This is a genomic window from Pseudoalteromonas sp. SS15, assembly GCF_049257195.1.
GTDB lineage: Bacteria > Pseudomonadota > Gammaproteobacteria > Enterobacterales > Alteromonadaceae > Pseudoalteromonas.
This window is the reverse complement of the sequence record NZ_JBMMUD010000004.1, coordinates 12,916-34,445: the sequence shown is the minus strand read 5'-3', so window position 1 is coordinate 34,445 and position 21,530 is coordinate 12,916. Positions and strand designations below refer to the sequence as shown.

Annotated in this window: 19 protein-coding genes; 8 read left to right on the top strand and 11 right to left on the bottom strand. The window is 42.3% G+C overall.

The genetic code is table 11. The features are described from left to right. Positions 1-31: 31 nt before the first annotated feature. Both AAEU28_RS09510 and AAEU28_RS09505 read right to left on the bottom strand, forming a co-directional pair. Complete coding sequence (locus AAEU28_RS09510) at positions 32-1,012, bottom strand: glucokinase (protein WP_421963898.1); 981 nt, start codon at positions 1,010-1,012, stop codon at positions 32-34. A 1-nt stretch (position 1,013) separates the two neighbouring features. Continuing rightward, positions 1,014-3,518 (bottom strand): TIM-barrel domain-containing protein, encoded by a 2,505-nt coding sequence (locus tag AAEU28_RS09505; protein ID WP_421963897.1) that lies wholly within the window; start codon positions 3,516-3,518, stop codon positions 1,014-1,016. Between the two features lie 237 nt (positions 3,519-3,755). On the opposite strand from AAEU28_RS09505, the gene AAEU28_RS09500 reads away from it, so the two are divergent. Both AAEU28_RS09500 and AAEU28_RS09495 read left to right on the top strand, forming a co-directional pair. Continuing rightward, the gene (locus AAEU28_RS09500; protein ID WP_421963896.1) at positions 3,756-5,393 is read left to right on the top strand and encodes an alpha-glucosidase family protein; all 1,638 of its coding nucleotides are present in this window, start codon (positions 3,756-3,758) and stop codon (positions 5,391-5,393) included. Between the two features lie 74 nt (positions 5,394-5,467). Continuing rightward, positions 5,468-7,276 carry an alpha-amylase family glycosyl hydrolase gene (locus AAEU28_RS09495; protein ID WP_421963895.1) on the top strand — a complete coding sequence of 603 codons (1,809 nt, stop codon included), beginning with the start codon at positions 5,468-5,470 and terminating at the stop codon, positions 7,274-7,276. Between the two features lie 244 nt (positions 7,277-7,520). Here AAEU28_RS09495 and AAEU28_RS09490 read toward each other — a convergent pair whose 3' ends face one another. Further along, positions 7,521-8,537 carry a hypothetical protein gene (locus tag AAEU28_RS09490; protein WP_421963894.1) on the bottom strand — a complete coding sequence of 339 codons (1,017 nt, stop codon included), beginning with the start codon at positions 8,535-8,537 and terminating at the stop codon, positions 7,521-7,523. A gap of 243 nt (positions 8,538-8,780) precedes the next feature. Between AAEU28_RS09490 and AAEU28_RS09485 the strand changes: the two genes are divergently transcribed. The 5 genes from AAEU28_RS09485 to AAEU28_RS09465 are packed head-to-tail and all read left to right on the top strand — an operon-like array spanning position 8,781 to position 14,046. Next, positions 8,781-9,455, top strand: coding sequence for an ABC transporter ATP-binding protein (locus tag AAEU28_RS09485; protein WP_421963893.1), 675 nt, complete (start codon positions 8,781-8,783; stop codon positions 9,453-9,455). Further along, positions 9,452-10,453 (top strand): HlyD family secretion protein, encoded by a 1,002-nt coding sequence (locus AAEU28_RS09480; RefSeq protein ID WP_421963892.1) that lies wholly within the window; start codon positions 9,452-9,454, stop codon positions 10,451-10,453. Before AAEU28_RS09485 ends, AAEU28_RS09480 begins: the two co-directional genes overlap by 4 nt. Further along, positions 10,446-11,627 (top strand): efflux RND transporter periplasmic adaptor subunit, encoded by a 1,182-nt coding sequence (locus AAEU28_RS09475; protein WP_421963891.1) that lies wholly within the window; start codon positions 10,446-10,448, stop codon positions 11,625-11,627. The genes AAEU28_RS09480 and AAEU28_RS09475 overlap by 8 nt, the downstream gene beginning before the upstream one ends. Next, positions 11,624-12,814, top strand: coding sequence for an efflux RND transporter periplasmic adaptor subunit (locus AAEU28_RS09470; RefSeq protein WP_421963890.1), 1,191 nt, complete (start codon positions 11,624-11,626; stop codon positions 12,812-12,814). Before AAEU28_RS09475 ends, AAEU28_RS09470 begins: the two co-directional genes overlap by 4 nt. Further along, a complete protein-coding gene (locus AAEU28_RS09465; protein WP_138566325.1) occupies positions 12,811-14,046 on the top strand; it encodes an ABC transporter permease in 1,236 nt (411 codons plus the stop codon). Before AAEU28_RS09470 ends, AAEU28_RS09465 begins: the two co-directional genes overlap by 4 nt. Before the next feature lie 1,078 nt (positions 14,047-15,124). On the opposite strand, the gene AAEU28_RS09460 is transcribed toward AAEU28_RS09465, so the two are convergent. The 5 genes from AAEU28_RS09460 to AAEU28_RS09440 form a co-directional block, all read right to left on the bottom strand. Beyond that, positions 15,125-16,756 carry a methyl-accepting chemotaxis protein gene (locus tag AAEU28_RS09460; RefSeq protein ID WP_421963889.1) on the bottom strand — a complete coding sequence of 544 codons (1,632 nt, stop codon included), beginning with the start codon at positions 16,754-16,756 and terminating at the stop codon, positions 15,125-15,127. Between the two features lie 242 nt (positions 16,757-16,998). Further along, positions 16,999-17,610 carry an HAD family hydrolase gene (locus AAEU28_RS09455; protein WP_421963888.1) on the bottom strand — a complete coding sequence of 204 codons (612 nt, stop codon included), beginning with the start codon at positions 17,608-17,610 and terminating at the stop codon, positions 16,999-17,001. A gap of 6 nt (positions 17,611-17,616) precedes the next feature. Next, positions 17,617-17,826, bottom strand: coding sequence for a hypothetical protein (locus AAEU28_RS09450; protein WP_421963887.1), 210 nt, complete (start codon positions 17,824-17,826; stop codon positions 17,617-17,619). A 9-nt stretch (positions 17,827-17,835) separates the two neighbouring features. Then, positions 17,836-18,444, bottom strand: coding sequence for a DUF998 domain-containing protein (locus AAEU28_RS09445; RefSeq protein ID WP_421963886.1), 609 nt, complete (start codon positions 18,442-18,444; stop codon positions 17,836-17,838). A 47-nt stretch (positions 18,445-18,491) separates the two neighbouring features. After that, positions 18,492-19,340 carry a LysR family transcriptional regulator gene (locus AAEU28_RS09440; RefSeq protein ID WP_421963885.1) on the bottom strand — a complete coding sequence of 283 codons (849 nt, stop codon included), beginning with the start codon at positions 19,338-19,340 and terminating at the stop codon, positions 18,492-18,494. 130 nt (positions 19,341-19,470) lie between these two features. Between AAEU28_RS09440 and AAEU28_RS09435 the strand changes: the two genes are divergently transcribed. Then, the gene (locus tag AAEU28_RS09435) at positions 19,471-20,139 is read left to right on the top strand and encodes an FMN-dependent NADH-azoreductase (RefSeq protein ID WP_421963884.1); all 669 of its coding nucleotides are present in this window, start codon (positions 19,471-19,473) and stop codon (positions 20,137-20,139) included. Between the two features lie 53 nt (positions 20,140-20,192). Here AAEU28_RS09435 and AAEU28_RS09430 read toward each other — a convergent pair whose 3' ends face one another. The 3 genes from AAEU28_RS09430 to AAEU28_RS09420 all read right to left on the bottom strand — a co-directional run bounded on the left by AAEU28_RS09430 (position 20,193) and on the right by AAEU28_RS09420 (position 21,505). Beyond that, the gene (locus tag AAEU28_RS09430) at positions 20,193-20,537 is read right to left on the bottom strand and encodes a Fis family transcriptional regulator (protein WP_421963883.1); all 345 of its coding nucleotides are present in this window, start codon (positions 20,535-20,537) and stop codon (positions 20,193-20,195) included. Positions 20,538-20,752: 215 nt separating this feature from the next. Then, positions 20,753-20,959: a hypothetical protein gene (locus AAEU28_RS09425; RefSeq protein ID WP_421963882.1), complete on the bottom strand. Its 207-nt coding sequence runs from the start codon at positions 20,957-20,959 to the stop codon at positions 20,753-20,755. A 135-nt stretch (positions 20,960-21,094) separates the two neighbouring features. Next, positions 21,095-21,505, bottom strand: coding sequence for a hypothetical protein (locus tag AAEU28_RS09420; RefSeq protein WP_421963881.1), 411 nt, complete (start codon positions 21,503-21,505; stop codon positions 21,095-21,097). Positions 21,506-21,530 lie beyond the last annotated feature (25 nt).

Below are 21,530 nucleotides of genomic sequence, written 5' to 3'. Positions count from 1 at the left end.
CTTTTAGCTTTTAGCTTTTAGCTTTTAGCTTTTAGCTTTGCATCGCATAAGCCGCAGCACCCAATAGGCCCGGCTGGCTTTCTGTGATCACATAAGTCGGCGCTTGACGCGGAATATGTGACAAACGGCCTTTATTTTCAAAGCGCTCTCTGAATGCCGTTGATTTTAAGAAATCAACAAAGCGCGGTACTATGCCACCGGCGATATAGACACCACCGACACTATTGCATGTTAGCGCCAAATTACCAGCAAAGGCGCCGAGTACGCGACAAAACACATTGAGTGCGAGGTTGCAGTATTCACAGTCATTGCTTAAACCGCGCTCTGATACTTGCTGTGCTGAGAGCTTTTCAGTATTTGGGTTTTGTTTAATGGCAGAAACAGCCTGATAAACCTGCTCTAAACCATAACCCGATAGCAATTGCTCGTAAGAAACGCGTTGCTTAATTTTGTTTAAGAAACGTAAAATCTCGATTTCGAGCTCGCCAACAGGGGCATAATCAACATGACCGCCTTCTCCACTGACACAGTGCCATTTGTCACCAATAGGAATAAGATTAGCAACGCCTAACCCTGTGCCTGGGCCACATACTGAAATAGGCTTACCAGCAACAGCTTCACCGTCACCGATTTTCACTTTTTGTGCATCACTCAAAAGTGGAATAGCCATGGCAATGGCAGTATAATCATTAATAAGCGTTAAAGACTCAAGCTTTAACGTCTCTTTTAATGCTGATTGAGAAAACTGCCAAGGCAGGTTTGTCATCGAAATCAAATCATCATCCACCGGGCATGCAATAGCTAAACAGGCACTTAAGCGACTGCCTTCTAATTGCTGCTCGTTGATATACAGCTTTAATACTTCGGCAAGACCTGCGTGATCAGCACATTTATAGGTGCTGATATTACGGTAATAACCGTCGGCTTGCTCGTCGACAATGGCAAGGCGAATATTAGTGCCGCCGATATCGGCGATTATACGGGTTAAAGACTCAGACTGTTGTGTTGTCATGTTATTGAACCTGTAGTGTCAGAGGCTGATGCTGCCAGTTAAATTTCACCGTTAAGGTGCTGTTTTTATTATTCCAATCATAAGATTGAATGATTTGGTCGCCTACCTTAACCTGCTTTGGCTGCTGTTGCCAGTTATGGATCTTTAAGGTGATCTCACGTGCTTTAGGCATGCCCTTGTAGCCTTTGCCCTGACGCATAAGCAGCATGCCCAGTTGGCTATTATTCTGCTTCGCAGCGAAGTTAAGTAGTTCAAACTCACCACGTTTGTCGGCATTCATGGTATGGCCATCGTCTTCATACATACTACCCGTTGCTGTTTGCACTTGGCTATCGGCCCAATAATGTAAGGTTAGGTGCCCTGAGTTGTAGTTTTTCGTGGTTTGAAACTTCTCAACCATAGGCACAAATGCCCCCGCTTTAACGAACACAGGGATTTGCTCAAGGTTTACTTCGACTTTATGTGTTTTGCCGCCTTCGAACTTTTTGCCTGTGAAGTAGTTAAACCACACACCTTCTGGCAGCGTGACTTCTACAGAACTTAAATTCGCTGAGGTAATAGGGTGTACAAAAAACGCGTCGCCCCATAGGTAACTGTCTTTGTTCGAAAGGTCTGTATTGGCAGCATCATCTATAAAGGTTGGTCGCATCAGCGGCAGACCAGATTGACTGTTTTGATACGCTAACGTGTAGTTATAAGGCATCATTTGGTATCTAAGTTCGATGAACTTGCTTAAAATGTCTTGTGTTTCTTTATCGTGGAATACCACTTCTGAAGGAATATGTTCTTGACCGTGAGGGCGATAAATTGGTTGGAACACACCGTATTGTAACCAACGGATATACAGCTCTTTATTAAATTGCTCACCACCGGCAAAACCACCTAAGTCAGAGTGCGTGTAGCCCAAACCAAACATGCCCATTTGCAGTGATAACTCAACTTGTGGTTTTAATCCGCCCCAAGTTCTGTTCACATCCCCAGTCCAAGGCACCATGCCGTAGCGCTGAGAGCCTGCAGCACCTGCACGCATTAAAATAAATGGACGTTGTTCAGGTTGCGTCGTTTGTAAATGTTGAAATAACATTTTTGCCCACTGATGACCGTAGGCGTTATGAATGGCATCGGCAGACACTTGCTGGCCATTATCTAGGGTGTGCAATGCATCACTCGGGTGTACTTCTGGTTCACCTAAATCGCCCCACCAACCTTGTACACCTTGTTCAGCAAGTTCTTGATAAATATTATTAAACCAGTTTCGACCTGTGTCGTTGAAGACATCAACAATGCCGGTATTACCAAAGTAAAAATCAAACGTTTTTGGGTTGCCTTCGGCATCTTTTGCCAGCACTTTTTGTGCAACTGCATCATCCCAGCGTTTTGAACTTGAAAGAATAAATGGCTCAGTGATCAAAATAGGTTGAATGCCTTGCTCACGAAGTTCGCGCAGCATTTTTTCAGGTTCTGGAAACGCGTCTTTATCCCAAGCGAGGTTGCCCATATGGCCCTGAATGTCTTTACCAAACCAATATAAGTCAATGATGATGGAGTCGAGTGGAATATTCAGCGCTTTGAATTTAGCAACTGTGTCCATCACTTCTTGTTGAGTGCGATAACCAAAACGCGAGGCAAAATTACCAAACGCCCAGCGAGGTAACATAGGCTGAGTGCCACTGATATCTGTGTAGTTGGCGATCAATTCTGGGTAAGAATCACCCGCCACGACAATATAAGCGTTACGCCCTGCCCCAGCTTCGAACTGTAAAACATTTTGTTCAGACTTTGCTAAATCAACCCAGCCTTTGGCGCTATTATCGAACAGCAACATATATTGTTTATTCGACATCACCGCAGGCAAGCTGTAGTTCATTTGTACTGATTCAGTTTCGTAGCCGTAATGCGCACGGTTGTATAAAGGTAGGCGATGGCCGCGGCGGTCCATACCTAATACGCGCTCACCTGCACCAAGTAATTGCTCACTGTCATTTAAGTTAAAGCGAACACCGTGTACGTTATGTATTTGGGTTTGGCTGTCATGCTGTTCAATCACTGTGCCTGAGTAAAAGCCTTGCTCTTCTTTTACTAGTAACTGTTTGCCTTTAAAGTAACTTACTGAATAAGGCTGCGTGGTAATTTCGACACGCATATTGCCTGCTGAGCCAACAAGCACATTGCCTTGCTGTGAAGCTTTTTGACTAAAGAGTAAGGTGTGGTCTTGGTGTGTTTCACTGATGGTATAAGAAGGCAGGTTACTTGCCGACACCGCAGCTTGCTTGGCATGGAATACCGCTTCAATAGCACTGTCATTGAGTGCAGAGAAGGTAACATCACCCAGTGTTGTGGTAACCGTCAGCTCACCATTTTTATAGCTGTGAGACACATATTTATGCGCTTTTGATGCAATCGTATAAGGTTTGTCATTGTTCTTATTTTCAACAGCTTGTACTGCAATGAGTGGGTTTAAAACCAGCCCTGTAACTAGGCTAATACCCAAAAAAACTTTACTCACACCCAACCTCTTTGTCATTTTTCTTGATGATTGCATCATAGCGTCATTCATAAAACTGCAAATCCTGAATACGTATGCAAAGGCTGTTACGAAAAAATCATAACGCGTATTCTTTATGACAATATTATAACGACTATCCGATTATGCCTCGGGTCTTTTAAAACTCAGTGCCACTTAACGTGACACTGAGAACAAAATGAGGTGTAGGGCGATGAAAAAGAGTCTTTGGGGTTTTAAATGAAAGAACAAATGTGGTGGCGCGGCGCCGTTATTTATCAGGTATATCCACGCAGCTTCTATGATGCCAACCAAGATGGTATCGGTGATATTCCGGGTATCATCGCAAAATTAGACTACATCAAAAGCTTAGGTGTAGATGCGATTTGGGTATCGCCATTCTTTAAATCTCCTATGAAAGACTTCGGTTACGACATCAGCGATTATCGCGATATCGATCCGCTATTTGGTCAGTTATCAGATTTTGATGAGCTGATCGCCAAAGCCCATGACCGTGGCATTAAGATCATGATTGACCAAGTATTGAGTCATACATCTGATCAACATGCTTGGTTCTTAGAAAGTCGTGAAGATAAAACCAATGACAAAGCAGATTGGTACGTATGGGCCGATGCTAAGCCAGATGGCACACCGCCAAATAACTGGATGTCGATTTTTGGTGGTGTTGCGTGGACGTGGGAACCGCGCCGTCAACAATACTACCTGCACAACTTCTTAACCAGTCAGCCAGACCTTAACTTCCATAACCCAGAAGTACGTCAAGCAACCCTTGATAATATTGAGTTTTGGCTAAAACGTGGTGTAGATGGCTTCCGTTTAGATGCAATTAACTTTTGCTTCCATGACGCGCAATTACGTGACAACCCGCCTAAAGCGCAAGAGCTGCGTACCAATATCGGTTTTGACTCAAAGAACCCGTATGCGTATCAGTATCACTATTACAACAATACCCAAGATGAAAACTTGGGCTTTATGGAAGACATTCGCGCACTATTAGACAAGTACCCTGGCACAGTCGCACTTGGTGAAATCTCGTCTGAAGATTCATTAAAAACCATGGCGGAGTACACCCAAGGTGATAAGCGTCTTCACATGGGGTATAGCTTTGACCTGCTAACAGATGACTTTAAAGCAAGCTACATTAAGCAAGTTGTAGAGTCATTAGAAGCACGCGTATCAGATGGTTGGCCATGTTGGTCGGTGTCGAACCACGATGTCATTCGTGTTGCGAGCCGTTGGGGTAAAACGCAAAACGCTGAAGGCAATGCAACACTTGCGAAAATGCTGTATGCGATGATTTCATCACTGCGCGGAAGTGTTTGTAGCTATCAAGGTGAAGAGCTTGGTTTGGTTGAAGCTGAAATTGCTTACGAAGACTTACAAGATCCGTATGGCATTACGTTCTGGCCACAATTCAAAGGCCGTGATGGTTGTCGTACACCACACCCTTGGGAAAGCCAAAAAGACAATGCGGGTTTTAGTACAGCAAAACCTTGGTTACCTGTGCCAGCAGCGCATTATACTACCGCAGTAGATACCCAAGAGCATGATGAAAACTCAGTACTAAATAGCTACCGTCATTTCAGTGCATGGCGTAAAGGCTTTGAAGCTATTCTTTACGGTGACATTGAGTTTATTGAAACGCCGGAGCCAATTCTTGCGTTTAAACGTAGCTACAATGGCCAAACACTTTTAGTCTGCTTTAACCTAAGTAATGAAGCGCAAACAATCAGCCTTGAGCAGTTAGGTGTAAGTGAGCTATCACTTATTACAGACCATAAGCTTGTGACTGCGACCATTAATGACAACAACTTAGAAATGCCAGCGTTTGCGAGCGTTTATGCAAAGCTTTCTTAATTGAAAGTAAGCATGATACCAATCCTCAAAATAGACTATTTAATTTAGAGGATTGGTATAAAAAAGGAGATCCTATGTTTAAATCACCACTGAATAAAATTGCCTTATCGCTAATGTTAGCGGCAGGTCTTACAGCGTGTAGCCAATCAGCGAATACGGCAAAGGAGTCAGCAGCGCAGGCGAATACCGCAGTTGCAGCGACCAACGTTGAACAGTTTGAGCGCAAAGCGGCTAAACTGACACCGTATCAGCAACGAGATTTTCGTGATGAAGTATTCTACTTTGTGTTGCCAGACCGTTTTTATAATGGCGATCCGAGTAACGATATGGGCGCTGCCGAACACGACACTGAACGAGCGCTATCACGCGGTGGTTTAGACGTTACTCACAAAGGTATGTATCACGGTGGTGACTTAGCAGGTTTAACTAAAAAGCTGCCTTACCTAGATAACATGGGTATTACCGCAATTTGGTTAACACCCGTGCTACGTAACCGTGCAATGCAAGCCGATACATCGGGTTACCATGGTTATTGGATCTTAGATTTTACCGAGATTGACCCGCACTGGGGTTCAAACGCTGAGCTTAAAAACTTCATTGACCAAGCGCACGAACGCAATATCAAAGTGTACTTTGACATCATCACGAACCACACGGCTGACGTGATCAAATACGAACAGTGTCACGGTAAAGATGGCCTAGGATGGTTGGTTGAAGGTGACCGCTGTCAATTTAAAGACAGCAATACACCAGAAAATGAGCGCTACAAGCCACTGATCCCTAAAGGTGAAGAAGCCATTAAAGTACCCGCTTGGTTAAACGACATTGATTTGTATAACAATCAAGGTGATTCACACTGGTCGGGCGAAAGCTCAATCAAAGGTGATTTTGCTGGGTTAGACGATGTCGACACCACACAACAAAAAGTGGTTGATGGCATGATCGATATCTACAAAAACCTGATCACCGAGTTTAAGCCTGATGGTTTTAGAATCGATACAGTAAAACACGTAGATATGTCATTCTGGGAGCAGTTCTCGCCAGCACTGATGGATCATGCTGCCTCATTAGGTATCAACAACTTTATGATGTATGGCGAAGCATATAGCTTTGAGCCTGAGCTACTTAGTACGTTTTTAACTGAAGGTAAAATGCCATCGGTACTCGACTTTGCATTGCAAGGCAGTATTGAAGCGGTTGTGGTGAATCAAAAAGGCACAAGCGAGCTGACTAAGCTTTTCGCGAAAGATCATTTATACAAGCATGAAGATGGTTTTAATGCCAATCACCTTGTGAGCTTTACAGGTAACCATGACATGGGCCGTATTGCGTATCGCTTAAAGAGCAGTGATTTTAATTACAGCGAAAGCGAAATGATTGAACGTACGCTTCTAGCCCATGCATTGATGTACTTTAGCCGCGGTGTACCGGTAATTTACTATGGTGATGAGCAAGGCTTTGTGGGCGACGGTGGCGACCAAGATTCAAGACAAAACATGATGCCATCATTGGTTAAAACCTATAACGATGATGACCTGTTAGCCACAGACAAAACCACAGCTGACGACAACTTTGATACATCACACCTGTTCTATCAGCGTTTTGCTGAATATGCTGAGCTATATCAAGCACATATCGCACTACGTCAAGGTGAGCAAAGTATTCTATTCTCACAAGACGAGCCAGGCTTATTCGCCATCAAACGGGCGTATCAGGGCGAGCAAGGCCAGCAAAATCTAGCGGTTGTCTTTAACACCAGCACGAAACCTCAGAGCATTAAGCCGACAGGTATGAGTGAAAATGCAAAACTAATTTACCAATCAGCAGAAGGTGAGAAAGGCCAAGTTGCCGGCCTTGGATTTAGCGTTTATCAGTTAGATTAATACCAACCCTCAATAATACTCAATCATTTTGAGGGACTAAAACTGACGCTAACTTCGTTGAAAATTTCTTATTTAGAACAACTAAATAGCAAAATTCCGCCTCGTTATCGACAAGTTTTCCTTGCCTCAAAATAGACCGCTTAATTAAGAGGGTTGGTATAAGCGTAAAAACACAATTCATCACACCGAAAAAAGCCCCATTTGCTTATGCAGATGGGGCTTTTTTGTTCATTGCCTGAGTTAGCTATCTCAAAAACGCAAGCTGTTCATAGTTTTCTAAGAATGTTTTTAAATTCGGTGAGAGCGCAATGGGTATAAATTTCACGTCTTCGACTTGTTCGGTCTTGCTTACCCTAGTGACATCTTTCTCAGCAAATTGCCAATATTGTTGATCATACTTAGGGCCTCTGACCGCTCTAAGTAAAGATTGATAGTAAGCCCTGTAATGTGCCCCAAGTACGGCATCGACTTCTTCGAGTGTGATGCGAATATTATTGTTTAGCTCTAACCATTCTCTCGATTTTTTAAGCTGTTGTTCAAATGGAAAGGCCATCATGTTTTCTACTGCGGCTTCATCGAATAGCTTAATGTTTTTCTGTGCGTCTTTTAGATTGGCTTTTAAGCCAGCGCAAAGCGCATCACAAGTTGCTTTTTTAACTGTGTTTAAAAGCTGCTTTTGCAGTAACTTTAGCTGCTCAATGTGTTGGGTGTTTAACGTGATCAAATGAAAAACCTGGTTGTTTTTCTGCAAAGACGTTAATGCAATTGTTTTTTCTGAGTTTTGAATCAGTGAATTTAGTTGAAATAAGAATTCGTTTAACTCAATGATATTCCACTCTATTGGTGCTTTACTTAGCAACTTTTGCCCTTGCGAAACTAAAGCAGAGTGCTTGTCTAGTAAGGTATGGGTGCTTTTAACTAGCTTTTGTAAAGCGTCGTCACTGAGGATCTGTTTGAGAACAGTGTCGGCCGCCATTGAATTGTCTAATTGCTTTGCCTCAGAGGCTAAATTAAATGCTGTTATCAGATCTTGTTGAGTAAGGTGTGCCCGTGACTGTGTGACTTTATCAATGGCTGTTTTGTGTTGCTGTGCTCTTTGTTGCCACGATGTCTCTCCGAGCTCAACAAGTTGCTGTGCGAATTGATATTGGCTTTGGTGATCTCTTTGTACTTCAGCCTGATAATAACTTTCTTCAAGTTTACTTTCTTTACTACAGGCGGCAAGTAGACAAACACTTAAAAATATAAGGCTTTTTCTCATAACAATCACTGTTTTCAGTAACCCGAAAGTTACTATAGTGGAAACAGATTTGAAATGTAACCATTATTATTTTGCATTTTATGTTTCATTAGTAACGCTTTTTTTACCATAAGGTTAACTTTTGGTAAATCGGTACAGTTTGATTTATTGTTACTAAAATCAGTCGCTTATGACAGTTGACTCAGTTGTTCACATTGTATACGGTGAATATCTGATAAAAATAATAATCAAGGATTGTAGCAAGTGATTGAAGTTAAAAACTTATATCGCGAATACGGCAGTGGGGAAACGCGCGTCACCGCATTAAACGATGTTTCTATCTCCATTGATGAAGGCGAATTCGTTGCCATTATGGGCTCTTCGGGCTCAGGAAAATCAACCCTCATGAACATATTAGGTTGTCTTGATACGCCGACACAGGGTGAATACTTTTTGTCGGATCAGTCTATTCAAGATATGCGCGATGAAGACTTATCAAAAATAAGAAACGAGCGTATCGGCTTTATTTTCCAAACTTTTCACCTTTTAACCCGCTTGAGTGCACTTGAAAATGTCACTCTGCCGCTGCGTTACAGCGAGACTTCACCAGAAGAAGCCAAACAAAAAGGCTTAGCCATGCTTGCTAAAGTTGGGCTTGATCATAGGTCGGGACACAAACCGAATGAAATGTCGGGCGGCCAAAGGCAAAGGGTGGCGATTGCCAGAGCCCTAGTGAACGAGCCGAAAGTCATTTTTGCCGATGAGCCTACCGGTAACTTAGACAGCAAAACCTCTCACGAAATTATGTCACTGCTATGTGACTTACACGCTCAAGGGCACACCATTGTTATGGTGACTCACGAAGACGATATTGCCGAGTATGCAAAACGCATTATCCGAATGAAAGATGGCGTGAAAATAGAGGACAGCCGCCGATGAAAGCATGTTTAAAACAACACAAATTAACCCCTCTTTGTTTGGCAATGTTACTAACTAGTTCAATTTTCAGTGCCAATAGCTTTGCCGAGCAGGATGCCCAAAGCATTTTCATCACAGGTGAAGTCAAAGCTGGAGATAGCCAAACTTTCTTTTCGCCACAAAGTGATACTTGGCGTGTGCAAATTGAATGGATGTTACCGGAAGGCGAAGTGGCTAAGCCCGGCGATGTGGTAGTGGTATTCGAAGGCGGCTCAATCGCCAGCACCATAGAACAAGATGAAGTCAGTCTCAACAATGCGCAAGATGAATTAAAAAGGCAGCAGAATAAAGGTCAACAGGCTATCTTAGAGGCTGAATTTTCGTTAACGCGCGCTGAGCTCTTACTTGAAAAAGCGAAGATAGACGCCGCGGTGCCGAAAAGTCATGTCAGCGTGTTCGACTACGAAGAAAACCAGCTAAAACTTGAGCAAGCGGTTATCCAAAAGCACAAAGCCAAAGCCAGTCTAGCTGAAGCAAAAACCACTGCGCAGGTAAATATTCGTAAACAAGAAATCGAAATTGCACGTTTACAAATTAACTTAAAAGAAAACCGAGAACGCTTAAACGACTTAACCCATAAGGCAACCAATCAAGGCCCGATTTTATATGCAAATCACCCTTGGTATGGCTCTAAATTATTTTCGGGGGCGACGGCACAGCCAGGCTGGAAAATTGCAGAAATTCCAGCGATGACAGGGCTCTACCTTGAGGCTTGGGTTCATGAAATTGACTACAAGCACCTAACGCTAGATCAAAGCGTTAATTTGACCCTAGACGCCTACCAAAAAACACCGATTACAGCCAAATTAACTAATTTATCGACACAACCTGAAGAGCGCAAAGAATGGGGGAAAGACGCCTATTATCGTGCTGTTTTCTCATTTGATGAGACGCAAAAGCTAAAAATACTGCCGGGGATGACTGGGCGTGTGCGTTTACAAGGAGGCCAAAGTGAATAAGTTTAAATTAGGCGTACTAGCCAGTGTTGTCGCTTTATCGTTAGTAGGCTGTGGCAGTGATGATTTTGACTATCACACAGTTGAGAAAACGAGTTTTCAGCTGGCTGTACAGGCCAATGGTGAACTAGAGTCAGCAAAGCAGTCGTTAATTGCGCCACCCTCTATTGCTCGTATGTGGCAATACAAGGTGAAGTTTTTAGCACCTGAAAACAAGCAAGTGAAAAAGGGCGAGGTGGTTGCGGCATTTGATGACAAACCTGTTCGTGACCGCTTAATTGATAAAAACAGCGAATATGATCGTGCAGTCAAAGAGCTTGAGAACCAAAAAGCACTCGAAATTAAAAACCAAGAAGAGCTTAAACTTGCCCTCGCCGAAGCGCAGATGAACTTTGATATTGCTGAGCGTAAAGCCGACATTAACGATGACTCGCTTTCAGACAACGATAAGCGCAAGGCACAGATAGATTTCACCATTGCTAAAAATGACCTAGCGCTGGCGCAAAGAAAGCTAGCGTTTCAAAAAGAGACCAAAGAACTCAATATTCGTTTAGCAGAAGGTAAAGTAGGCCGCTTGAAGGCCGAAGTAGACGCATTACAACAAGACATCGAAAGGCTTAAAGTCAAAGCCCCTATGGATGGCATTGTGATGTATTACAGCAATGCCAGTGGCGAAAAGCCGACAGTGGGTGAAAGTGTGCAATTTGGCCAGCCTGTTATTGAGATGGCAGTGATAGAAGACATGCAGGTGAAAGCACAAATTGATGAAGCAGACTTTGGCCGTATTGCCCTTAATCAACATGTTAAAGTCACCATAGATGGTCCTGAGCCGCTCATTACTTCAGGTAAAATTACTACCATTGGCAGTGCTTTTCGCGAGAAGTCACCACAAGACAAACGCCGCATAGTCGATACCCTGATCACCTTAGATGACATTGATGCCGCGATTATGCGTCCTGGCTTAACTGCTCGGGTAGAAATCGCCACAGATAAAATTGAAAATGTGCTAGTTGTGCCTATCTCGGCCTTACACAATGAGCAGTCAAGTGGCGAGCGAGCGAGCGCTTACGTGATAGAAAAAGGCGGCGATAAACTGCCTGTTCAAGTCGGTAATATCAGTAATGGTTTTGCTGTGATCACAGAGGGAGTAAAACAAGGTGATGAGGTACGTCTATGAAATATTTAGCGATAGTGATCAGTGCATTACTACTAACGGCTTGCTCTGAGCCTGCTGAAGTTGATGCACAATTAACCTATACAGTTAAAACAGCGCCATTTAAGAACTATGTTCAGGCAAAGGGCGAATTAATCGCAGCAACAGAAACAGTGATCAGTACTCCAGCTTCGTCTCGTGGTCCACAAACGCTCGCATGGTTAATGCCTGAATATTCGCAAGTAAAAAAAGGCGAAGTGGTAGCGCGATTTGACGGTCGTGTTATGAGTAAGCAAAAGCGCGAAAGTGAATTTTCAAACGACAAGGTCTCACAAGACTTGTCTGGCAAAAATACTGAGATTGACACAAGAAGAAAGCATTTGGGATACGACATTGATATTGTAGAAGAAGAAAAACAATTTGCTGAAACCTTCTCAATTGATGATGTTCGCATCATCTCTAAACTCGATATCCTAGAGCAGGCGCAAAAGGTCGATTACCTGAATGCCAAAACAGACTATTTTAATTGGCAATCAGAGCAATTTAATAGCAGTGCTCAAGGTGAATTAGATCTCTTAAATATGCAGAGTCAGCAGCACCAAAGCAAAATTGATATGCTCAATGGCAATTTGTCGTCATTAGAAGTGGTTGCCCCCCACGATGGTTTGTTAACTCATAGTGTGAACTGGCGTGGCGAAAAACCAAGAGCGGGGCAAACACTTTGGCCGGGCCAGAAAATAGCGGGTTTACCAGATATCTCTGTGATGCAAATTAAGCTATTCGTAAAAGAGCGTGAAGCCATTAACTTGCAGCAAGGCCAAATACTGGAGTTTTCTTTGATTTCAGATCCGAGTAAAACATTCACTGGCAAAGTGACCAAGCTTGCGCCATTTCCTAAATCAATCAAACGTCAAGACCCGCAAAAGTACTATGAGTTGACTGCCAGTATTGATGAACAAGGTGCACATTTACGACCTGGTCTAAAAGTCACAGCCAATATTATTGCCAACCAAGCAGCCGACAAACTGGTTGTGCCTAAGTTTAGTGTATTTGCCGATGAAGACGGTGCGTATGTGCAACTGAAAACGGCGTCGGGTTTTAGCAAAACCCCTGTGAGTTTGGGGCAAAGTAACTTAAGCCATGTTGAAATTACCCAAGGCCTTTCAGAGGGAGATGTGATTGCGTTGGTCGATAAGGAGGGCAAATTATGAATCTAGTGGGCTTATTTAAAGACGCGGTAGTACAGCTACAGCAACATAAACTACGCACCTTTTTGACACTCCTTGGCATGATCTTCGGGGTAGGTGCCGTAATCGCCATGTTAAATATTGGTGAGGGCGCTCAGCGCGAAGCGTTGAAAATGATCGACTCTATGGGCCTTAACAACGTCATTGTTGAAGCCAAAGACTTTGAAGAAGAAGAGCTCAGAGAGCAACGTAAACACTCAGATGGTCTGTCGCTCAATGATGGTAAAGTCGCCGTTGAAGCCCTGCCATTTATCACTGATTTTGCCGCAGAGAAAGTAGTCGAAACCTACCATGTATTCAGTGAATACGCTAAGTTCGAAGGCCAAGCCGTGGGGGTCAGTGAAAACTACTTTAAGCTGGCACATTTCGATTTAAGTGCAGGGCGTTTGCTAAACGAGCAAGACGGACAACACTTTTCACAAGTGGCGCTGCTCGGTGCCAATACCGCTAAAACCTTGTTTCCACTTGGTGATGCGGTAGGCAAGTCAGTCAAAATTAACCATCTGTGGTTTGAAGTCGTAGGTATTTTAGAAGCGCCTTTTTTGAAAAAGAAAGAGTTTCAAGGGGTGAAGCTAGGTGACGAACAAAACCAGATTTTTATTCCGTTAAAAACAGCCATTCACCGCTTTAAAAGTGAATTACTCGACCCAGAAATATCGCGCATTAAGCTAGCAACTGAGCCGGGCTTTAGTCCAGTGATGGCCGCACAAGCGATTGATGCACTGGTTAAGGGTCGTCATAACGACATTGATGATTACAAGCTGATTGTGCCTGCAGCGTTATTAGCACAGCAAAAACAAACCCAGCAAATTTTTAATATCGTAATGTCGTGTGTGGCAGGCATTTCACTGCTGGTGGGCGGTATTGGTATTATGAATATCATGCTGGCAACAGTGTTAGAGCGTACCAAAGAAATCGGCTTACTGCGCGCCATTGGCGCCACGCAAAAAGACATTCAAGTTCAATTCATTACCGAGAGTTTTACTATCTCAATCTTAGGTGGTTTGCTTGGGGTGTTTTTCGGTATCGCTTTATCTGAGTTGATCGCCTTCTATTCAGAATGGGCGGTATCTTGGTCACTCAGCGCCATCGTTTTATCGTTCAGCATCTGTGCGCTGGTGGGCCTGACATTTGGTGTTTACCCAGCGATTAAAGCGTCAAAACTTGATCCGATAGAAGCACTGCAGAGTGATTGATTTTAGGTGAAGTAAGCGAGTTAGCTAGGGATGAGTTAGCGAGTTGAATACAACCAGCATTAAGCTAAAAGCGGTAAGCTTTAAGTTAAAGGCAAAAAACGCAGGTGCAGGGATGTGCCTGCGTTTTTTTAAACATATTTATATCTTATCGAAATGATTTTTAATCTTTGAAGATACGCTAATTTTTGTAGGCACAGGTTTATTCGGCACAAAAAAGCGCGATATAAAATCGAGCCTACAGCAATTACTTATTTAGTTTTTTGAATGTAGGTCTTCGTTTACGGCGACAAAGTTTTTAAGCTCTGGTAACACCGATTTTATGTCGGGTATTTTATGTCGCCATGGTTTGAATATTTTGTCGGGTTGAAGCCGATCTACAACATGAGCTCATCTAAAATCCCAGAACCAACTAACCCTTGTAGGCGCTGGTTTATTCTGCGTAAAAAACGCGATATGAAATAGCATCTACAACAATCACCGGTTTAGTTTTTTGAATGTAGGCCTTCGTTTATGGCGACAAAGTTTTTATGCTCCGGTAGCACCGACTTTATGTCGGGTATTTTATGTCGCCATGGTTTGAATATTTTGTCGGGCTGAAGCCCGACCTACAACATGAACTTACCTAAAATCCCAGAACCAACTAACCCTGTAGGCGCTGGTTTACCCTGCGCAAAAAAAAGCACGATATAAAATCGTGCCTACATTATCTGTGATAACTAACATAGCGAATGTATGGGATGCTTTATAAGGTTGAGCTAACAACTTAATGTAGGCGCTGGTTTATCCTGCGCAAAAAAGCGCGATGTAAAATCGTGCCTACACCGACAAAGTTTTTATGCGCCGGTAGCACCGACTTTATGTCGGGTATTTTATGTCGCCATGGTTTGAATATTTTGTCGGTCTGAAGCCCGACCTACAACATGAACTTACCTAAAATCCCAGAACTAACCAATCTTGTAGGCGCAGGTTTATCCTGCGCAAAAAAAAGCGATATAAAATCGCGCTTACATTTCAAGTTAAGATTGTTTTGCAGTCAGTGGCGGTACTTCGCACATACCGCGTTCTGACTTTCACATATTTAAACCTTAAACTCTCTCACTAAATCACTTAACTCTTGCGACATAACACTGAGCTGCTGGCTTGCAGCATGGGTGTGTTCAGCACCGGTTTCGGTTTGCTCAGAAACTGCTGCGATACTGGCCATGTTATCAGCAATGACTGCGATGTTGTCAGACTGCAATTGTGCGGCCGCGGCAATCTCGGCGTTTGAAAGCTGGATAGCCTGCATCGCGCCATCTACTTGCTGTAACGTCTCATTACATTGCTTACTTATTAATAAGCCTTCATTAGCAGACTGCTTACACAGTACCATTTCATCAACAGTGGCTTTTACCCCTGCGTGAAGTTGGTTAATAATGGCCTGAATATCCTCTGTTGATTGCTGGGTACGCATTGCAAGCGTTCTAACTTCATCAGCTACAACGGCAAAGCCTCGGCCTTGCTCACCCGCGCGAGCAGCTTCAATCGCGGCGTTGAGTGCCAGTAGATTGGTTTGCTCAGCTACTTTTTGAATAACATCGAGTACTTCGGTGATTTTATCAGAGCTATTTTGTAGCTCCTTCACCGCATGCTCTGCGCTATCTACTCGTTCAGCCACTTCATTGATTGAGACAGCGTTGTCATTGATGTGCTTTAAACTCTGAGCTGTTAACTGACCAGCATGCTCCACGTTATCAAGGGCACTTTGTGTTTGTTGAAAAACTTCTTGGGCAGACTCGTTTAGGTGGCTTACTTTGTCTTGCACTGATGCTGTTTCTTGATGCTGTTCAACAATGCCGGTTTTTATCTGTTGTGTTACCACAGATAGCTCTTCGGCTTGAGACGCTAACGACATGGTATTCTCGTTAATATTGTCTAGCACATGTCTAAACTGGGCGTTACTTTCATTAAAGGCGCGTCCCATTTCAGATAGTTCATCATTACCCTGATGTTTTAGTTGAATTGTCAGATCTTTCTCATTCGCAACTTGAGTCATGGTGCGAGTTAGTTTATTCAATGGCTTTGTGATGTTACGTGCCACATATTGCGAAACAATCAGTAATATTGCGATGTAAACCAGCATTTCAATAAGAATGCTGCGTAAGGTTTGGTAGTAGGTCTCTTGAATATCAGTTAGGTAAATACCCGTACCAATTACCCAATTCCAATGTGCTTGCTTTTGTACATACGACACCTTTTCTTCTTGTTCATTTGACCCTGGTTTTGGCCATTGATAGGTAACAAAACCCTGGCCGTATTGTTCTGCAGTATCAACAAATTGTGTAAAAGCATTACGAATAAATGGTTTTACATGTGTTGTCATTGATTGGTTGTTGAGTGCGGGTTTAATTGGGTGAGCAACCATGTCGCCTCGGTTGTCGAATACAAAAAAGTAGCCTGACTCACCGAAACGGGTGTTATTGATCAAATACTTTGCTTGTGTCTGCTTTTGCTCAGTGGTTAAGTTGGCTGATTTAGCAATGGCATTTAATTGAGAGCTGACAGATTCCACAAGGCCAATCGCCTTTGTTTGTCTTTCAGCTGTCATTGTGTCTTTAAGCTTGTTTGCAGCAGAGAGTTGGATCCCCACAATAATTGCGATAGAGATAGCAATAGAGATTCGCAGCTTATTGGCAACTTTTACTTTGCCAAGCAGGCGGTTGATGTTCAAAACAATGACCTCACATTTTGTATGTATATTGTTAATGAAATGGCAGTGGGTGGGGAGTTTACCCTAAAAAGGTGCAATAATGAGATTTATTTTTATTAATGAGTTATTACTTTTTGGATCTTTATATGCAAAAAACTGATTAAACATCAGTTTTTTATTATTCAGCTAATGTAAATGAAAGTGAAAATTAGCTAGGCTAAATTTGGTTAATAGTACAAAAGCATTAAAAATAGCAAGGGTTTTTATTGCTTCACCCAATTCATATATTGTTCGTCGGCTAGAGACAAGAGTGCATGGTCTTCTGGTGTGTCACCATAGGCGTAAATACGTTTAAATTGGTCGAGATTAAACATTGACTTTACCCTCTCAGCCTTAATGTGATTGCTAACATCTCCTTTTAGATAAAGCCCTGTAAATTTGCCATTTTTAGTTGCAAGCTCACTACAAATTAGCTCAACCCCAAGGGAGTGACACCAAGGCTCTAAGTACAGGTTTAAAGAAGCTGACACCACAACAACGGTATCACCTTGTTGTAAGTGCCATTGCAAACGCTCAATGGCTTGTTTGCGAAGGTGTTTGGGGATCACCGTAAGCGCGTATTCTTCTCCAATAGGGCACAGGAAGCTAATGGGTTTGTCTGTATATGCGACAAAGCTTGCCAGCTTTCGCAAAGTTGGCGCTGGGAAAAGGCCCAGTTTAAAAAAACCATATAAAGGGAGTAGTGTCAGCCTAATTAACCAAGCGCGCTTTTTTGTCGCTGAAAATTTCAAGAATTTAGTGAACATATCGGCATCGGTTAAGGTGCCATCAAAATCAAAAAGGGCTAAGTTCTTATTACTCAAGTTGTCAGTCATATGGGCTTAACCCTGTAAATTAGCCAGCAAGTGCGGCTCCAGTTGATTAATTAGGTTGACGACCTTTTTAGATTGAATATCTAAAAACAGCCAGCCATCAGTACCCATGATCTCTAGTTGCGAAATTACCAAATCGTTTTGAGCAGAAACTTTTCCTGACACCCTAAATATACCTAACGGCGTATGTATACGGCTAATTTCGAAAGATTGCTTCATTATTGGTTATTAACTAAAAGAGATAACAAGAGAGAACACGCTCAACCAGGCTAGCTGCGTGCCATAAGAAATACGCTGATATAGCCCGACTTTTTGTTTCTGAACATAGGCCTTTTTCATCAATATAAGGGTGTAAATAGTAGCGATAAGGCTCATGATTGAAAAAGCTTTAAACGCGAAACTGTTAATGGCAGATAGCGGCGCGATTAGCACGAATATGGTGGCTAGCAACAGTGAAAGCAACATAAATAAGCCCGCCCACGAATGGATGTTACAGTCACGACTCGGCGCTTTGGTATAAGGATCTGCATCCATAGGGAAAAAGCCTGCAACCCAAGTGCCTAGACCATGCACGACAATACATACTCCAGTAAGCTGAAGCCATATATTAGGTTCTAAGTTAAATACATACACACCAAAGAGACAAAACAGCACACCGAGCGGGTAGTTATTGATAAGCGGAGAAAATCTTTGTGTTGGACTACCTACGGCACCTAATTCGCTACAAAACTGCTCACTATGATTGTAGTTTGGGTAAAGCTTTGCAGCATAAAACACACCTAAAACCAACCAAATTGACGCGATTAAACCCATTAAAGACATGACTTGTTCAAGCATCTGATAACTTTCCTTAATTCAGCTTTTACTCGATGCTTATTGTTCCATTACAGCATGAGATTGTCTAACCATTCGATGAACATATGGTTGTGTCTAGTGGTATTTTTTTGTTTGTTTTCGATGTAGTAACAAAAGGCAGAGTCGACAGCTTGGGTATTCAATTCTTTAAGTAGTCCGGCTTTCAGGTAGCCTTGAGTGAGCGTGTTAGAGCAAAACACATAGGCGTTTTCGAGCATGGCTTGTTGAATGCCAAACAACTCTTGATCGAAATACTTAACGACAACGTGTTTGTCTTGCAATGCATTAAGGGCAAGCCAGTCTTTAAGAGGGGCTTTTGGTAAATCGTTGTTTTTCCACTTGGTAGTGTAAATGGTCACACTATCATTGTTGCTAAATTTATCTGCGACATGCGGCGCACTGAACAAATTAAATTGCTCGCACTTGATGATATCTGCTTGGTTTTGTTGCTCACGTATACCAAATCGAACGGGTAAGGTGAAGTTATCTGTTGTGAGTTGCTCACCACTGGTGATGTTGACAGTTACCTCAGGGAATTGCTGGTAAAAATGGTGTAGCGCTGGAATCAGCACTAATGCGGCAAAAGATGAGGTGGTTGCGACATTGATCAATTTGTCTTTCGCCGTCACTTTATCAATACCAGCTTGTATGATGTTAAAGCCTTGTTTTGTGGCTTCTGCCAATTGTCTTCCAGCAGCTGTGAGTGTGACTTTTCTTGTTTCACGAGTAAACAAGTTCACATTGAGTCGTTGCTCAAGGTTATTTATGTGGTGAGAAACAGCTGTGGGTGAAATTGCCAGCTCTGTGGCTGCCGCTTTAAAACTCCCCAACCTTGCTGCTGACTCAAATGCTTTTAGTGCGGGTAATGAAACGTGCATAGCGCTTATTGTTAACTTAAAAAAGTAAAATAGATAAGTTTTACTCATCTGTAAATGTTTTTTACTCGTTTGTTTAAGCATCAAAAAGTGACAAAAATGACACTCAAATTAAACCAATGAGGTATTAAAAATGTGTGTTGTATTACATATAGATGCAAGCGTAAGAGCGGTTTCTAACGACAATCCTGATCATGATTCTATTTCTAAAAAGCTGGCAAGACTATTTATCTCCGAGCTGAAAAAGCAAACTCACATAGATGAGTGTATGTATCGAGATATCGGAGTGACCCCTCCGCAATTTATTACGCAAGATTGGATTGGTGCGGTGTTTACAGCAAAGGCCAAAAGAACGGCACAGCAACAGCAAATCTTGGCTCAGTCTGATGCGTATATTGCTGAGCTTGCAAAAGCGGATCTGATCGTAATTTCATCGCCCATGTACAACTATGGTATGCCTGCACAGCTCAAGGCGTGGTTTGATCAAATCATTCGTATTAATGAAACCTTTGATTTTGACTTAACCCGTGGCGATAAGCCTTTAGCGCCGTTAATGTCGGGTAAGACTTTGGTTATTATTACTTCAAGTGGTGAATTTGGCTTTGAAAAAGGGGGTATCAACGAAGCGCATAGCCATTTAGTGCCGCATCTTCGTACTTTGAGTAAATATTTGGGAGTTGATCAAATTTTTGAAGTCGCCTCGGAGTATCAAGAATTTGCAGATGAACGCCATGCAAATTCAGTGAACATGGCACAGCAGAAATTAAGCGCTATTGCCTGTGTTTTAACGGAGAAGAAATAGTGAATTTAAAATGATTTCGGCTTTAGGTAACTAGCTTTTAGTTACCTAGCCTCCTAGTTATCTAATCTTCTAGCCCAATTACCATTATGTTCAGCTAGGCAGTTTTCTTCTGAGTCGTAACTGACTACTTTAGCCACTGACTTTATTTTTAACTTCATCATATTTAACTCTTTACTGATAAGATCGAGTAAATATGCATTTTGTGACGAGTTTAAGTAGTCATTTAATTGTTCGTTGGTATCAAACACACAGGTGATCTTTAAGCTATTTGGAAAATCTGAGTAGTTAGCTTGGTGAGTCAACCATTGAAACCCTTCAATATCTTTGAGTGCTGCATCGCATACTTGCGTGAGAGATTCTCTGAGTTGATTGTCTATTTTTTTGTCGGACTTACGCATAGAAAAATACCTGAACTGCTCTATCACATTGACTGATTTAGGCGGGCAGTATACAGGGCTAAAAGCCATTTGAAATCGAATTATGTAGGCAAAGCTGATCATAGTTTTTATCTCATGGTTGTAACCTCGTCCTGTGGCTTTGAAAAATGGCAAAGCCAGAGTGTGCTCGATGTAATGGCATTACCCTGGCAGTTAGAATTTAGAGTAGTTTTGCATCAGTTGTACCCTAATATACAAGCTTCTTCACGAGTGGCTTCATGTTTTTCACCCATAAATTGCTCATTTAAATCATGCAATTTACACTCTTGTTTAGCCATCATCTCAAGCACTTGTTTGCGATAATCGTGTGAGCTATTGAAAAGCTGTGCATTTAATTCAGGAAATAATTCTTTAAGGTTTTGATAAGTAGTTAGCGTATACATGGCGGCTTCCTCTTTACTTCATCTTTAGTTTACTCACTATAGATAAAGCAGAGTGTGTGCCAATTGTAACTTATTGATTATTAGTTAAACGAAACTTTTAAATTTCGTTTTGAAACTTATTTTGCAATTTGCGAATTAATTTGAGAGTTTTTTTGAAGTGCTGGTGGCAAGAGTACAGTGAGTAATATACACACCAATGTGTTCATCTTTATAGTGATGGTTAAATTTGTTGATATAGCTGATATGTGTTTCGAACCCATGCATAGTCAAAGCACTGGCTAACTCTTCAATGACTTCGAAATCTTTCACAAGCTTTGGGGTAAGAATCGAATTATGAAGCATGCCATTTGGCAGCTCAGCGTCAGATTTGATCACAACTACCTGTTTAATCTCCTCTAAGGCAGAGTAAATCCTTGTGAGTTCATCTGGTGAACACAAAGGGGCAATGACATGCACTTTGCTTTTGGCTGTACAGCCTAACAAGTTGGCGCTTGCTAGGCCTAAAATCGCTAGTAAAAGAAAAGATTTAAACCTTAAAACGGCCATAGCTCTACATTTTTTGCAAAATGAA

Bases quoted from the DNA above. Each gene is read 5' to 3' on its own strand.
- AAEU28_RS09510 (WP_421963898.1), bottom strand. From the start codon at position 1,012: ATGACAACACAACAGTCTGAGTCTTTAACCCGTATAATCGCCGATATC.
- AAEU28_RS09500 (WP_421963896.1), top strand. From the start codon at position 3,756: ATGAAAGAACAAATGTGGTGGCGCGGCGCCGTTATTTATCAGGTATAT.
- AAEU28_RS09495 (WP_421963895.1), top strand. From the start codon at position 5,468: ATGTTTAAATCACCACTGAATAAAATTGCCTTATCGCTAATGTTAGCG.
- AAEU28_RS09490 (WP_421963894.1), bottom strand. From the start codon at position 8,537: ATGAGAAAAAGCCTTATATTTTTAAGTGTTTGTCTACTTGCCGCCTGT.
- AAEU28_RS09480 (WP_421963892.1), top strand. From the start codon at position 9,452: ATGAAAGCATGTTTAAAACAACACAAATTAACCCCTCTTTGTTTGGCA.
- AAEU28_RS09470 (WP_421963890.1), top strand. From the start codon at position 11,624: ATGAAATATTTAGCGATAGTGATCAGTGCATTACTACTAACGGCTTGC.
- AAEU28_RS09465 (WP_138566325.1), top strand. From the start codon at position 12,811: ATGAATCTAGTGGGCTTATTTAAAGACGCGGTAGTACAGCTACAGCAA.
- AAEU28_RS09455 (WP_421963888.1), bottom strand. From the start codon at position 17,610: ATGACTGACAACTTGAGTAATAAGAACTTAGCCCTTTTTGATTTTGAT.
- AAEU28_RS09450 (WP_421963887.1), bottom strand. From the start codon at position 17,826: ATGAAGCAATCTTTCGAAATTAGCCGTATACATACGCCGTTAGGTATA.
- AAEU28_RS09445 (WP_421963886.1), bottom strand. From the start codon at position 18,444: ATGCTTGAACAAGTCATGTCTTTAATGGGTTTAATCGCGTCAATTTGG.
- AAEU28_RS09440 (WP_421963885.1), bottom strand. From the start codon at position 19,340: ATGCACGTTTCATTACCCGCACTAAAAGCATTTGAGTCAGCAGCAAGG.
- AAEU28_RS09435 (WP_421963884.1), top strand. From the start codon at position 19,471: ATGTGTGTTGTATTACATATAGATGCAAGCGTAAGAGCGGTTTCTAAC.
- AAEU28_RS09430 (WP_421963883.1), bottom strand. From the start codon at position 20,537: ATGCGTAAGTCCGACAAAAAAATAGACAATCAACTCAGAGAATCTCTC.
- AAEU28_RS09425 (WP_421963882.1), bottom strand. From the start codon at position 20,959: ATGTATACGCTAACTACTTATCAAAACCTTAAAGAATTATTTCCTGAA.
- AAEU28_RS09420 (WP_421963881.1), bottom strand. From the start codon at position 21,505: ATGGCCGTTTTAAGGTTTAAATCTTTTCTTTTACTAGCGATTTTAGGC.